Origin of the sequence: Williamsia sp. D3 (assembly GCF_000506245.1) — a bacterium.
Classification (GTDB): domain Bacteria; phylum Actinomycetota; class Actinomycetes; order Mycobacteriales; family Mycobacteriaceae; genus Williamsia; species Williamsia muralis.
On record NZ_AYTE01000034.1, the window covers coordinates 57568 to 71803 of the forward strand.

Annotated in this window: 9 protein-coding genes, 2 pseudogenes and 1 riboswitch; of the genes and pseudogenes, 5 read left to right on the forward strand and 6 right to left on the reverse strand. The window is 65.6% G+C overall.

Annotation, left to right across the window (positions count from 1 at the left end):
• Nucleotides 1-196: 196 nt before the first annotated feature.
• The 4 genes and pseudogenes from W823_RS51515 to W823_RS51530 all read right to left on the reverse strand — a co-directional run bounded on the left by W823_RS51515 (nt 197) and on the right by W823_RS51530 (nt 3132).
• Nucleotides 197-1434, reverse strand: a pseudogene (locus W823_RS51515) (acyl-CoA dehydrogenase family protein).
• Nucleotides 1435-1484: 50 nt separating this feature from the next.
• Entirely contained in the window at nt 1485-2057 is a 573-nt protein-coding gene (locus W823_RS51520; protein WP_023961641.1) for a histidine phosphatase family protein, read from the reverse strand.
• Nucleotides 1972-2883 carry a CbtA family protein gene (locus W823_RS51525; protein ID WP_023961643.1) on the reverse strand — a complete coding sequence of 304 codons (912 nt, stop codon included), beginning with the start codon at nt 2881-2883 and terminating at the stop codon, nt 1972-1974. The genes W823_RS51520 and W823_RS51525 overlap by 86 nt, the downstream gene beginning before the upstream one ends.
• A 12-nt stretch (nt 2884-2895) precedes the next feature.
• Nucleotides 2896-3132 (reverse strand): CbtB-domain containing protein, encoded by a 237-nt coding sequence (locus W823_RS51530; protein ID WP_023961645.1) that lies wholly within the window; start codon nt 3130-3132, stop codon nt 2896-2898.
• Nucleotides 3133-3188: 56 nt separating this feature from the next.
• Nucleotides 3189-3275: riboswitch (cobalamin riboswitch) on the reverse strand.
• 130 nt (nt 3276-3405) lie between these two features.
• On the opposite strand from W823_RS51530, the gene W823_RS51535 reads away from it, so the two are divergent.
• From W823_RS51535 to W823_RS51550, 4 genes are all read left to right on the forward strand, one after another.
• Complete coding sequence (locus W823_RS51535; protein WP_023961647.1) at nt 3406-7995, forward strand: ATP-dependent helicase; 4590 nt, start codon at nt 3406-3408, stop codon at nt 7993-7995.
• Between the two features lie 93 nt (nt 7996-8088).
• Nucleotides 8089-8703 carry a TetR/AcrR family transcriptional regulator gene (locus W823_RS51540; protein ID WP_030171295.1) on the forward strand — a complete coding sequence of 205 codons (615 nt, stop codon included), beginning with the start codon at nt 8089-8091 and terminating at the stop codon, nt 8701-8703.
• A gap of 63 nt (nt 8704-8766) precedes the next feature.
• Nucleotides 8767-9978 (forward strand): thiolase family protein, encoded by a 1212-nt coding sequence (locus W823_RS51545; RefSeq protein ID WP_023961652.1) that lies wholly within the window; start codon nt 8767-8769, stop codon nt 9976-9978.
• Nucleotides 9979-9992: 14 nt separating this feature from the next.
• Nucleotides 9993-10403: a Zn-ribbon domain-containing OB-fold protein gene (locus W823_RS51550; protein ID WP_023961654.1), complete on the forward strand. Its 411-nt coding sequence runs from the start codon at nt 9993-9995 to the stop codon at nt 10401-10403.
• 18 nt (nt 10404-10421) lie between these two features.
• Here the strand turns inward: W823_RS51550 and glpD are convergent, their stop codons facing one another.
• Nucleotides 10422-12167, reverse strand: a complete 1746-nt coding sequence (gene glpD / locus W823_RS51555; protein WP_023961656.1) for a glycerol-3-phosphate dehydrogenase — start codon at nt 12165-12167, stop codon at nt 10422-10424.
• Between the two features lie 194 nt (nt 12168-12361).
• Here glpD and glpK point away from each other — a divergent pair, with 194 nt between their 5' ends.
• Entirely contained in the window at nt 12362-13849 is a 1488-nt protein-coding gene (gene glpK, locus W823_RS51560) for a glycerol kinase GlpK (RefSeq protein WP_038254265.1), read from the forward strand.
• A 2-nt stretch (nt 13850-13851) separates the two neighbouring features.
• Here glpK and W823_RS51565 read toward each other — a convergent pair.
• Nucleotides 13852-14236 (reverse strand): annotated as a pseudogene (locus tag W823_RS51565) (hypothetical protein); the annotation flags it as partial.

Sequence of the window (14236 nt, forward strand, 5' to 3'; positions counted from 1 at the left end):
CGGCCTGGGTTCGACTCTGCGACGGAGCCTGGCCGGCCTCCTCCGTCACGCCTGTGTTGGTCGCCACATCGGTGAGGTTAGCGAAGAATTAAGAAACAGTCCAGCCTGTTTGTAAGTTGGCCATACAACTGAACAAGCCCACCTCCGGACCCGGGTATTGCTTTCCCGGGGCGGAGGTGGGCTCGGTCCAGAAGAACTAACGCGCCAGGACACCCTTGGCGACGTGAGTGATCTGTACTTCGTTGCTGCCTGCGTAGATCATCAGCGACTTCGCGTCACGGGCCAGTTGCTCGACCCGGTACTCGGCCATGTAGCCGTTGCCACCGAACACCTGGACGGCTTCCATCGCGACCTCGGTTGCCGTGCGTGATGAGTAGAGCTTCATCGCCGACGCCTCGGCGAGGTCGACCGGCTTGCCCGCCTGCGACCGTTCGAGGGCATGAAAGACCATGTTCTGCACATTGATCCGGGCGACCTCCATTTCGGCCAGCTTGAGCTGGATGAGCTGCAGATCGGCGATGGGTTTGCCCCACAGGGTGCGCTGCTTCGCGTATTCGACACAGAGTCGCTGGCACTCGTTGATGATGCCGAGCGACAGCGAGGCGATACCGACCCGCTCGAGAACGAAACCGGCCTTGGCGCCCTCGCCGCCGCCTTTGGCACCGACCTCCTCCGTCTCGCCGAGGAGCCGGTCCTTGTCGAGCTTCACGTTGTCGAAGAACAGTTCGCCCGTGGGCGACGACATGATGCCCATCTTCTTGAACGGCTTGCCCTGAGTGAAGCCCTCCATGCCCTTGTCGAGGACAAAGGTCAAGACCTTGCGCTGGCGCCGATCGACCGATGAATCGCCGTCGTCGAGCTTGGCGAAGACCACCGCGGTGTCCGCGAACGGACCGTTGGTGATGAATGTCTTCTGGCCGTTGAGGACGTAGTTGTCGCCGTCTCGCCGGACGGTGGTCTTCATGCCACCCAGTGCATCCGATCCCGAATCCGGCTCTGTGATCGCCCAGGCGCCCACCTTGTTCATGGTGACCAAGTCGGGCAGCCACCGCTTCTTCTGGGCGAGCGTGCCCTTGGATCGGATCGTCGACGGGGTTAGTCCGAGACTCACACCCATCGAGGCGACGATGCCCAGGCTCACGCCCGACAGTTCGATGTTGAGGATGGCGCCCATCGAAGTCATCCCCGGGCCGCCTCCCGAACCGGTCTTGGGTTCGGCTTCTCCGCGGGCCACCGCTTCATCCCTGGCGAACTCTTTCTCCAGGCGTCGGAGGCCATCGCATCCACGCCGAAGGTCTTGAGCAGATTCCGAATGATGTCGTAGGGCGGGAGGACGCCCGTCTCGAGCTCATCGATGTGCGGACGGATCTCCTTGTCGATGAAGCCGCGCACGGCATCGCGCACCATCAGATCTTCTTCGGACCACTCGTACATGCAGATTCCCCTCGGATGTCGACGTTCTGCACCAACACTAGAATCCGAGATCACTTTTCGAGGCGGTTCACCGATTCCCGAACGCCCGGCCGCAGACGCCAGCGGCCACCGCGACGACGTATTCGGATCACATCTGCGGGCCGGACCTCGATGCTGAAGAAGTCCGCTCCGATCGCGGCCGCGACAATGCCCTGCGCGGTACCCCCGGCGACGACCACTGCGACATCGTCGCCGCCTCGGTTCTGCAGCCACTCAGCAAGGCGCCCAACAAAACCGACGACACTCTCGCCGCCATGCGGAGCGGCTGCCGGGTCGGTGAACCACTGACCGAGTTCGACGGGATCTACCTGATCGGGCCGCAGGCCGGCCCATCGACCCAGGTCCATGGCCCGCAGTGCCGGTTCCACGTCTGCGTCCCGCGCGCCCATCAACCTGGCCGTGTCGCGCGCAGAAACGTCCGGAGCAACAAAGACTTTCGCGCCCGAGTGCAGGCGCAGACCCGTCGCATCGGCTTGCCCGCGCGTGTCCAGCGGCTCGTCATGCGACCCGAAGGCCAACGTTGCATTCGGACCCGTTCGCGACGCCACGACCACTGTGAGATCCAGTGGGGGTTGGCCCGTCATGTCGGGCGGCTCCGCCTTCCGCCCCGTTGCGAGCACCTGCACCGGCCGTGCGGGCCGTCTGTTTGCCGATCCAGTTGAGCGCCAGCGCGAATCCGAGGCCGAGGACTGCCCACAAGATGACCTGATTGATCACCGAGTAGTACCGGAAGTCGCCGAGCAAATCGGCCGGAAACCCAGGGAACACCATCGACTGGCCGTCCATCAGCGGGCCCGGCACCTCGTCGAAACTCGGCAACAGAACCACGGTGACCGCGATCGCGGCCAAATACGCGACGCCCGCCACCACTGCCGCATACAGGCCACCGATCTTCGGCGCCAGCCAGAACGCCAAGACCGCTGCAGCGATCATGAAGCCCACCGACAGCAGCAGGATCGTCAGGTACGCGCCACTGCGAGACCCGATCGTGTCGTCACCACCCACAGCGGGCGGATTCGCGGGATACGCGCTGAAGGGAATGAGATACACCGCGACGAATCCGCAGACTGCGAGCAGAGCCGCCACCGTCCGCGGGTCGGTTGTCGGGTACCGCCGGCCGATGTAGGCCCACACAACCGTGAAGGCAACAGCGAAGAACGCCCCGATGATCAGGCCGAACACCACCGACCCCACACCGGCGCCGAAGTTCTGCTGCACTGTCCGGGAGAACAACTCGTGGTCGTGCGCGTGAGATCCGCCGGTCAGTTCGAGTTCGGCGTGCGACCGGCCTTCCTCATACCCGACGGCACGGTCGACGAGGGGCTCGATGTAGATCCGGGCGAAGACGAACGCGACGATTCCGGCGACCAGACCTGAGAGCAGTCCGGCGCCGATGAACTTCTTTTCCACGTGGTCGCCTGCTCAGTGGCAGGGGAAGCCGAGGAAGTGCCGCGCGTCGTGGATGTACTCGTGGACATGGGTGTCGCTGCCGAACACCGACACCGCGCCCTGGTCGAAGCCGAGGAAGTAGTAGGCGAGGGACGCGACCATGGTGGTGGCGGTCAGCCAGAGTGCGGCGTTCACAACCGACACATCCGGGACCGCGACGGCCAACGTGGGGGCATTCGAAACCGGTTGCGAGACCGAAGAACTCGACATTGATATCTCCTCTCGCGGGATGCGCGCCCCGCGTCGACCTGGTGGGTGTCGTGCCCCGGTCCCCTGACTTGCGGCTCCACCCGGTGGGTTGAGATCAGCTCACAGTGGCGCGACCGCTCCGGATTTGCACCGGATTTCCCGTTCGCACGACGTGCGCTGACTCTATTCCGCGGCGTTTTGCCCGGTCAACACCGACCTGCCGAATGATCTGGTGCCGACGATCCCGGGCACCGGTTCTGCCGCTCTGTCAGACCCGTCGTGGATCATGGAGCAATGGCCGCCCGCAAGTCCCCCACCTCGGTATCCGGCGTGCCCAGCGCACAGCAGGTGCTCGGCCGCTTCACAGCGCCGACCCGTACGTGGTTCGACGCGGCCTTCCCGGCACCCACATCAGCACAGCTCGGGGCATGGAACTCCATCGCGGACGGCCAGAACACCCTGGTCGTCGCCCCCACCGGGTCGGGCAAGACGCTCTCGGCATTCTTGTGGGCACTCGATCGTCTCGGCGCCGACCCGCTTCCCGACGGCGCCAAGGCCGCCGGCACGCGCGTTCTCTACGTGTCGCCGCTGAAGGCTCTTGCCGTCGATGTCGAGCGCAACCTGCGCGCACCTCTGATCGGGATCACCCGGGCCGCGCAGGAGCTGAACCTGCCGGTCCCCCAGATCACGGTGGGCGTGCGATCGGGCGACACCCCGGCCGCACAGCGCCGTCAGTTGCTACGCACCCCGCCCGACATCCTGATCACCACCCCCGAATCCCTCTTCTTGATGCTCACCTCGTCGGCGCGCGACACGCTCACCTCGGTGCAGACGGTCATCGTCGACGAGGTGCACGCCGTGGCCGGCACCAAGCGGGGCACACATCTGGCGTTGTCGCTCGAACGTCTCGACGCCCTGCTGGAGAACCCGGCACAGCGCATCGGCTTGTCGGCAACCGTCCGGCCACCCGAACGTGTCGCGGGATTCCTCTCCGGCAGCCGGCCCTACACGATCGTGCAGCCGCCGGCGTCCAAGACGTTCGACCTCTCGGTCGACGTCCCTGTCGCGGACATGACCAACATCCCGGTGATCGCCGGCAACGAAGAGATCGACGACGAGGCCTCCGCTCCGGCGGCCGGATCGCTGTGGCCCTTTGTGGAGAGCTCGATTGTCGACCTCATCGAGAAGAACCGGTCGACCATCGTCTTCACCAACTCCCGTCGCCTGGCCGAGCAGCTCACGGCCCGCCTCAACGAGGTCCATGCCACGCGGCTCGGGCAGGCACCGGAGCCCGCATCCAATCCGCGGGTGCCCGGCGGTGCGCCGGCTCAGGTGATGGGCAGTGGCGCCAGCAAAGGTGCCGAGCCCCTGCTCGCGCGCGCCCATCACGGATCGGTGAGCAAAGAGGTACGCGGACAGATCGAGGACGACCTCAAGTCCGGCCGACTGCGGTGTGTGGTGGCCACGAGCAGCCTCGAACTCGGCATCGACATGGGTGCTGTCGATCTGGTCATCCAGGTGGAGGCCCCACCGTCGGTGGCCAGCGGATTGCAACGCATCGGTCGTGCCGGGCACCAGGTGGGCGAGATCAGTCAGGGTGTGCTGTTCCCCAAGCACCGCACCGATCTGCTGCGGTGTGCTGTGGCGGTCGAGCGGATGACCGACGGACTCATCGAAGAACTGGTCGTTCCGGCCAATCCGCTCGACGTACTGGCGCAGCAGACCGTCGCGGTGTGCGCAACGGGCAGCATCGACGTCGACGAGTGGTACCACATCGTCCGGCGCAGTGCGCCTTACGCCACCCTGCCCCGTCCGGTCTACGACGCCACGCTCGATCTGCTGTCCGGCCGTTACCCGTCCGACGAGTTCGCCGAGCTGCGACCGCGAGTGGTCTGGGACCGCGCCAAGGGCACGATCACCGGACGTCCCGGTGCTCAGCGTCTGGCGGTCACCTCTGGCGGCGCGATCCCGGACCGCGGCCTGTTCGCCGTGTACATGGTGGGCGAAAAGCAAACGCGGGTGGGCGAACTGGACGAGGAGATGGTCTACGAGTCCCGGGTGGGCGACGTCTTCGCCCTGGGCGCGACCAGCTGGCGGATCGAGGAGATCACGCACGACCGGGTGCTGGTCACGCCGGCGTACGGCCAGGCGGGCCGGTTGCCGTTCTGGCACGGTGACAGCATCGGCCGACCCGCCGAACTCGGAGCCGCCATCGGTAAGTTCGTCGGCGAGCTCAGCAGCACGGACAAGATGGCCGACCACGCCGAGCGGCTCGGACTCAACGCATTCGCCCGAGACAATCTGGCCCAGCTGATCTCCGAACAGCAGGCGGCCACCGGCCACCTGCCCACCGACCGCACGTTGTTGGTCGAACGCTTCCGCGACGAGCTCGGCGACTGGCGGGTGATCCTGCACTCCCCTTATGGCCTGAGGGTTCACGCGCCGTGGGCCAGTGCCGTCACCGCACGTCTGCAGCAGGACTACGGCATCGACGGGGCGGTCTCGGCCGCCGACGACGGGATCATCGTGAGGCTCCCGGACACCGACGACCAGCCTCCCGGTGCGTCGTTGTTCAGCTTCGAGCCCGACGAGATCGAGCAGATCGTCACCGAACAGCTGGGCGGCTCGGCCATGTTCGCGTCACGGTTCCGCGAATGCGCTGCCCGGGCACTGCTGTTGCCACGGCGCAACCCCGGCAAGCGTGCGCCGCTGTGGCAGCAGCGTCAGCGCAGTGCTCAATTGCTGGATGTGGCAAGGAAATACCCGCAGTTCCCCATCATCCTCGAGGCGTTCCGCGAATGTCTGCAGGACGTGTACGACCTGCCGGCCCTTGTCGACATGCTCACCCGCATCCAGAATCGGCGCCTGCGGGTCATCGAGGTCGAGACCGAGACGCCGTCTCCGATGGCCTCCTCGTTGCTGTTCGGCTACGTGGGCGCCTTCATGTACGCCGACGACGCGCCGCTCGCAGAGCGTCGCGCCGCCACCCTGTCCCTCGACACCGCGCTGCTGGCGCAGCTGCTCGGGCGCGTCGACCTGCGAGAGTTGCTCGACCAGAACGTCATCGCCGACACCGAGGCCAAGCTCCAACGGCTGCACCCGGATCGGCAGGCGAAAGACGCCGAAGGCGTTGCCGACCTTTTGCGCTGGCTCGGGCCACTCACCGCAGACGCCGTGGCCCTTCGCTACTCCGGCGACGATCCACGCGAGCTGCTCACCGAGCTGGTCGGCGCCGGCCGGGCCATCGAGGTCCCCCGCGGCGGAGGCATCGTGTGGTTCGCTGCCGCCGAAGATGCCAGCCGGTTGCGGGACGGGCTCGGGATCCCGCCACCGCAGGGCCTTCCGATGGCGTTCCTCGACCCGGTCGACGACCCGCTCGGCGACCTCGTCGGCCGGTTCGCGCGCACCCATGGCCCGTTCGTCGCAGCCGATGTCGCGGAGGCGCTGGGACTGGGCATTGCTGTTGTCCGCGACACCCTGGTGCGGCTGGTCGGACAGCGACGGGTGGTCGAAGGCGACTTCCGGCCCGAACCCGCCGGCACCCTGCGCAGCGGCGAGCAGTGGTGCAACACCGAGGTCCTGTCCGGTTTGCGCCGGGCCTCGCTCGCGGCGAGCCGGGCGGAGATAGCTCCCGTCAGTCACCAGACCTACGCGCGATTCGTCACCGGCTGGCAGCACGTCACCGACCGCACGCGTCTGCGCGGCATCGACGGGGTGTCTGCGGTGATCGACCAGTTGGCCGGAGTTCCCATCCCCGCGTCGGCGTGGGAGTCACTGATTTTGCCCGCCCGGGTATCCGACTACCGGCCGGACATGCTCGACGAGCTCACCGCGGGCGGCGAGGTGCTGTGGGCCGGGCACGGTCGATTGTCCGGATCCGACGGCTGGATCAGTCTGCACCCCGCCGATCTCGCCGAGGACAGCCTGCCCGCACCCACCGAGATCGACATGGGCGAGCTGCATCAGCGAGTGTTGGATCAACTTGCTCCAGGCGGCGCCTTCTTCTTCCGTCAGTTGAGCGACTCGCTGTCCGTCGACGGTGTCGCGCCGCTTGGGTCGGACCTCGAGATGGCCTTGTGGGACCTGGCGTGGGCGGGTCGCATCAGCAACGACACGTTTTCACCGGTGCGCGCCCTCCTCGGACCGGGCCGCAAACCCGGGGCCGTCCGGGGCATACCGGCCCACCGCGGCCGGCGCAGATTCGCGCGCACTCCCCGTACTGCGCCGATATCGATGACGGGGCGATGGTTTGTCCTGCCCCCACCGTTGGGCGACCCCACGTTGGCCATCGCCGCGCAGTGCTCGACGCTGCTGGACCGCTATGGCGTCGTCACCAAGGGAGCGGTGATGACCGAGGGCGTCGAAGGGGGCTTCTCCCGTGTGTACAAAGCCCTCACCGGATTCGAAGACAGTGGCAAGGTGCGACGCGGCTACTACATCGACGGACTCGGCGGTGCGCAGTTCGCCGCCACCACCACCGTCGACCGACTACGCGACGAGGTGGAGACCATCGGTCAGTCCGCCATCGCCCTCGCCGCCACCGACCCGGCCAATCCGTACGGTTCCGCACTGGGCTGGCCGCCCCAGAAGGAAGGCCACCGCCCCGGCCGCAAACCGGGTGCGCTGGTGGTGCTGGTCGACGGCGACCTCGTGCTGTTCGTCGAACGCGGCGGAAAAACAGTGCTCACGTTCAGCGAGGACGCCGATACCCTCGCCGCAGCCACCTCCGCGCTTGCACGGGTGGTCATCCGAGGTCAGGTCGATCGGTTGTATGTGGAGAAGGTCAACGGAGAACCTGTGCTGACCGGTGACCTCGCAGAGCATCTCCGGGAAAGCGGCTTCTCGGCCACGCCTCGCGGCCTGCGACTGCGCCGCACCGGATGACAACTCGCGTGCGAAGTGGCCGGTGATGCACGTGCTGCCGGGTCGGGCGTTTTAGGCTGTACCCGGGCCGGGACGCACCACTGAAGGATGACCATGACGCAACAGGCAACGACAACTGCAGCGGCAACGCTCAGTTCGGAGCTGCCCGCCTGGCAGCAGGCTCGCCGCCTGCGGATCATCAAGGCTGCCAATGCCGCCCTCAAAGAGCAGGAGTACGAGCAGATCCAGATCCGCGACGTGGCCAATGGAGCCGGCGTCGCGTTGGGCACGCTGTACCGATACTTCTCGTCCAAGGAGCACCTCTACGCCGCGGTACTGCTCGATTGGGCGGCACCCGCCTATGCGAGGTCGGGCGAGGAATTGTCCGAGCACCAGATCCGCGCGAAAATGAATGCCGTCATCTCCTCGTTCGAGCGACGACCGCACTTCTTCAAGGTGCACGTCATCTTGCAGTCCAGTGCCGACCCCAACGCCAAGGCCTTGCTCGCCCAATTCTTCGAGGTCTGCCAGCACACGTTGGCCGACGACTTCGCGCGTTTGGGACCCGAGGCGGCCAAGGATGCGGCGATCATGCTGTGGTCGATCATCAACACGGTGCTCACCGGAACGGTGTACAACGAGGGATCCATGGACGATGTCTACCGCCTGTGCAATCGCTTCATCGACTTCCTGTTCGGCGCACCCATCGACCCCTCCCTTGAAAACTAGATTTGAGTTCTAGTACGTTTGCCGGAAGACTTCCACCTTCCGATCTGACGCGCAGGAGTATCCATGGGTTTTCGGGGCGATGCCGCAGTGGTCGGTTTCCAAGAGCTTGCGCCGCAAAAGGTCTCGACTCGTACGCCGCGCTTCACCTTGGAGCAGTGGGCAACGCTGGGAGCGGCCGCGATCGCTGATGCGGGCCTCACCGGTGTCGAGATCGACGGAATCGTCACCTCCACGCTGCTCGAGTCCGAGATGTTCGTACCGTCCACCATTGCCGAATACCTCGGTGCGCGAATCAATTTCGCGGAGACCGTCGACCTCGGCGGCGCGTCGGCTGCCGCCATGGTCTGGCGCGCTGCCGCCGCCGTGGAACTGGGTATCTGCCAGGCTGTTCTGTGTGTGATCCCCGCTGACTACGGAGTGCCGTACAACGAGAAGAAACCGCTGCCCGACAGTCTGACCGACATCCTGCTCTACGGTTCGTCGTCGAACCGGTTCGGTTCACCGCAGGCCGAGTTCGACATCCCGTTCGGCAATCTGGGTCAGAACGGCCCGTACGGCCAGATCGCGCAGCTGTATCGATCGGTGTACGGCTACGACGAGCGGGCGATGGCCAAGATCGTGGTGGATCAGCGTGTCAACGCCAACAACACTCCCGATGCGGTGTTCCACGACAAGCCGCTGACCATCGAGGATGTTCTGGCGAGCCCGATGATCGCCGATCCGTTGCGGCGCCTCGAGATCGTCATGCCCTGTTCGGGAGGTGCCGCGGTTCTGGTGACGTCGGCCGACCTGGCCCGTCGGAGCAAGAACCGCCCGGTGTGGATCAAAGGTTTCGGCGAACACGTTGCGTACAAGACACCGACGTATGCCGAGGACCTCCTGGAGAGTCCGATCGCGCGTGCTGCCGAAACGGCGTTCGACATGAGCAGGCTCGACCGCTCCGACATGGACATGGTGTCGATCTACGACTGCTACACGATCACCGTGTTGATGAGCCTGGAAGACGCGGGATTCTGCGACAAGGGCAAGGGCATGGAGTTCGTGAACTCGCACGACCTGACGTTCCGGGGCGACTTCCCGCTCAACACCGCGGGAGGACAACTGGGTTTCGGTCAGGCCGGCCTCGCGGGCGGCATGCACCACGTATGCGACGCGACGCGCCAGATCATGGGTCGTGCGGGCGCGGCCCAGGTGCCCGACTGCAACCGGGCTTTCGTCTCCGGCAACGGCGGCGTGATGGGCGAACAGACCACACTCGTACTGCAGGGCGACTAGGAAGCGATGACCTCATGACGTTCGCCAAGCCGATGCCGGTGAAAACCCCTGTCAGCGCCCCTTTTTGGGACGCACTCTCCGAACACAGGATCCGGATCCAGTACTCGCCCTCATTAGATCGTCACGTGTTCTATCCCCGCATCTTGGCGCCGGGGACGTTGGCCGACGATCTCGAGTGGAGAGAGATCTCCGGGCTGGGAAAGCTGTACACGTTCACCATCGCGCGTAAACCGGTGTCCCCGCACTTCGCCGACTCCGTGCCGCAGCTGCTCGCCGTGGTGCAGTGGGACGAGGGACCGCGGGTATCCACCGAGTTGGTCAACGTCGACCCCTCAGAGATCCACATCGGCATGCGGGTCAAGCCGGTGTTCTTCGACTACCCCGATGACGGCGTCACCTTGTTGCGCTACGAGCCGGCCGACTGACGTCGTGCCGGCGGGCGGTCAGTCCGGGACCGGCACGGGTTCCAGCAGTTCGGCCCGCGACTCCGGCGCAGCTGCACGCAGGGCATCAGCGGATTCATCATCGGGTTGCCGCTGCGATGCCACCTCCGCCTCGACACGCGCGAGATAGGTCTGCACCTCGAAGTCGATACGTTCACTGTCCCAATCAAGCAGCGGCGCAACGAGATCGGCAACCTCGCGCGCGCTCTTCACACCGCGGTCCGGATATTCGATCGCAATCCGTGTCCGCCGGGCCAGCACGTCTTCGAGGTGCAGTGCGGCTTCGCTGACCACGGCGTAGACCACTTCGACACGCAGATACTGGGGCGCCGCAGCCAAGGGTTCGAGAAGGCTCGAGTCCTTCTTGGCGTAGGCCAACACCTCATCGATCATCGAGCCGTAGCGGTTCAGCAAGCGACGGATGCGGTAGGGATGCAACCCGAATCGCTGCCCGAGCTGATCGCACTGGTTGATCAGGGCGTGGTACCCCTCGGCCCCGACCAGCGGGACCTTGTCGGTGACCGACGGGGCCACCCGCACCGGGATGAAGTCGGTGATCGCGTCCACCGCGTCGGCGGCCATCACCCGGTAAGTGGTGTACTTCCCGCCGGCGATGGCGACAAGGCCGGGCGCAACCTCGGCCACAGCGTGCTCGCGAGACAGTTTCGACGTCTCGTCGCTCTCGCCCGCCAGCAGCGGTCGCAGGCCCGCGTAGACGCCTTCGATGTCGTCGTGGGTCAACGGCGTGACCAGCACCTCGTTCACCTTCTGCAGGATGTAGTCGATGTCCGCCCGAGTTGCCGCGGGGTGAGCGAGGTCGAGATTCCAGTCGGTGTCGGTGGTCCCGATGATCCAGTGCGTCTCCCAGGGGATGACAAACAGTACCGACGTGGCGGTTCGCAGGATGATGGCCGATTCGCTGACGATGCGGTCCCGTGGGACGACGATGTGGACGCCCTTGGACGCGCGGACCCGAAACCTCCCGCGCTGCTTCGACAGAGCCTGGATCTCGTCGGTCCAGACACCGGAAGCATTGATGACGCAGTGGCTGCGAATGTCGGCGGTCTCACCGGTCTCGGTGTCGCGCACGCGGACTCCGCTCACCCGGTCGGCCTCCCGCAGGAAACCCGTGACCTGGGTGGAGGTTCGGATGACGGCGCCGTAGTGCGATGCGGTGCGGGCCACCGTCAGGGTATGACGTGCGTCGTCGACCACGGTGTCGTAGTACGTGATTCCACCGGTGAGCGAGTTACGTTTGAGCGCAGGGGCAATCCGCAGTGCGCCCGACCGTGACACGTGACGTTGTCCCGGAACGGATTTGGCTCCACCGAGTGAGTCGTACAGGAACAGGCCGGCGGCCACGTATGGCCGTTCCCAAACCCGGTGGCTCAGTGGATACAGGAACGGAAGGGGCTTCACCAAGTGCGGCGCCAGCGTGCTCAGCGACAGCTCACGCTCATGGAGCGCTTCGCGAACCAGACCGAACTCGAGCTGCTCGAGGTACCGCAAACCACCGTGGAACATCTTCGATGAGCGGCTCGATGTTCCCGATGCGATGTCGCGGGCTTCGACGAGGGCCACACGCAGACCCCGGGTTGCGGCGTCGAGCGCAGTGCCCACACCGACGATGCCACCACCGACCACCACCACGTCGAACAGCTCTGTGGACAGCCGATGCCAGGAGTTCTCCCGGTATCGAGGGCCCAGGTCGGACGGTCGATCGGGGTCGAATGCCGCTGCGCTCATCGCTATCTCCTCTGGTCACGGGTCGATCACCTGCCGCCGCGAACTCCGAAGCGGGCGAACCGGCCGGACTACCGCCGACAACGCTACCCGCTGGTAACCGGTCCGCCACCGCAAGTGGACCGGCCGTGTCCAAGTAGACAATCTGCGCGGATGGTCATGCGAAACTCGTTCCTGTGAGCAACAGCACCGGTTACATCGTTTCCATCGATCAGGGCACCACGTCCACCCGCTGCATGATCTTCGACCACGCCGGCCGAGTGGTCAGTTCTGAACAGATCGAGCATCAGCAGATCTTCCCGAAGTCCGGTTGGGTGGAACATGACGGTGCGGAGATCTGGCGCAATGCTCGGAGGGTGACCGCGGCCGCGATGGCCGCCGAAGATCTGTCCACCGCAGACATCCATGCCGTGGGCATCACCAATCAGCGTGAGACCACGCTGCTGTGGGATCGCGCGACCGGTGAGCCGATCTACAACGCCATCGTGTGGCAGGACACCAGGACTGCGGCACTCTGCGAGGAACTCGGCGGCGAACACGGTGCCGCCCGATATCAGGAGCGCACCGGCCTCCCCCTGTCCACCTACTTCGCCGGGCCGAAGATCCGCTGGATTCTCGACAACGTCGATGACGCCCGCGAGCGTGCCGAGGCCGGTGAATTATGTTTCGGCACAATGGATACCTGGCTGGTCTGGAACATGACCGGAGGTCCCGACGGAGGTCGACACCTGACCGATGTGACCAATGCGTCGCGGACCATGCTGATGGACATCGAGACGTTGCAGTGGGATGAGGAGATCTGTGCCGAGATGCAGATCCCGATGAGTCTTTTGCCGGAGATCTGCAGTTCGTCGCAGGTGTACGGACGGGTACGCGAGCGTGGGGCCCTCGCCGACGTGCCGATCGCGGGCATCTTGGGTGATCAGCAGGCGGCGACGTTCGGTCAGGCGTGCCTGGAGCCCGGTGAAGCGAAGAACACTTACGGCACAGGCAACTTCCTCCTCCTCAACACCGGCGAGGAGGTAGTCCGCAGCAGCCACGGATTGCTCACCACCGTGTGCTACAAGATCGGCGACAAGCGACCCGTGTACGCCCTGGAGGGCTCGATAGCCGTCACGGGTTCGTTGGTGCAGTGGCTGCGGGACAACCTCGGACTCATCAGTGCCGCAGGCGAAATCGAGACGGTGGCCCAGACCGTGGAGGACAACGGCGGCGCCTACTTCGTGCCCGCCTTCTCCGGCTTGTTCGCGCCGCGTTGGCGGCCCGATGCCCGGGGCGTGATCGTGGGTTTGACCAGGTTCGTGAACAAGGGCCACATCGCGCGGGCGGCCCTGGAGGCCACGGCGTTTCAGACCCGTGAGGTGATCGAGGCGATGCAGGCCGATTCCGGTGTCGAGTTGTCGACCCTGAAGGTGGACGGCGGCATGGTGGTCAACGAACTGCTCATGCAATTCCAGTCGGACATCCTCGGCGTTCCCGTGGTACGCCCGGTTGTCAGCGAGACCACGGCTCTCGGTGCGGCGTACGCGGCCGGGCTGGCTGTGGGCTACTGGGGCACCGAGCAGGACATTCGCGACAACTGGATGCAAGACAAATCCTGGGAACCGTCCATGGCAGCAGAGGACCGGGATAAGCGATTCGCCGAGTGGAACAAAGCAGTCGAGCGTAGCTACGACCTGGCCTGACCTCAGGTCCTGTCGGGGGTGTCGGGGGTGTCAGGGCCGTCGGGGTCGTTCGCGTTGTGGCTGTCGGCTTCCGGATTCGTACCTGGTGCAGACACCGCGTCCGAGCCTGTCTCGCCCGGCCTTGCCCAGTCGCCCAGGACGGGTGGTCCGACCAGCGGAAGGCGCCCGATGATCTCCTCGGCGTTCTCGCGGGTGTGCAGGTAGGAAGGTGCCCGGTGTTCGCCTTCTTTGTCTCTGCCCGCGCCGCGTCCGGCTGCGCCCGGCGGGATCATCGGCGACCCACCACGAGTCGACGTGGTCGGGCCGGACCCCGGCATGGGCCCGCCACCGGCGGTTGGCGTCGCCAGGGGTGTAACTGGGCGTGCGGCAAGCGATTTCGGGTCGGCG

Coding starts and splice junctions, on each gene's coding strand:
- W823_RS51535 (WP_023961647.1), top strand. CDS start 3,406: ATGGCCGCCCGCAAGTCCCCCACCTCGGTATCCGGCGTGCCCAGCGCA.
- W823_RS51550 (WP_023961654.1), top strand. CDS start 9,993: ATGACGTTCGCCAAGCCGATGCCGGTGAAAACCCCTGTCAGCGCCCCT.
- W823_RS51520 (WP_023961641.1), bottom strand. CDS start 2,057: ATGACGGGCCAACCCCCACTGGATCTCACAGTGGTCGTGGCGTCGCGA.
- W823_RS51530 (WP_023961645.1), bottom strand. CDS start 3,132: ATGTCGAGTTCTTCGGTCTCGCAACCGGTTTCGAATGCCCCCACGTTG.
- W823_RS51545 (WP_023961652.1), top strand. CDS start 8,767: ATGGGTTTTCGGGGCGATGCCGCAGTGGTCGGTTTCCAAGAGCTTGCG.
- W823_RS51540 (WP_030171295.1), top strand. CDS start 8,089: ATGACGCAACAGGCAACGACAACTGCAGCGGCAACGCTCAGTTCGGAG.
- glpD (WP_023961656.1), bottom strand. CDS start 12,167: ATGAGCGCAGCGGCATTCGACCCCGATCGACCGTCCGACCTGGGCCCT.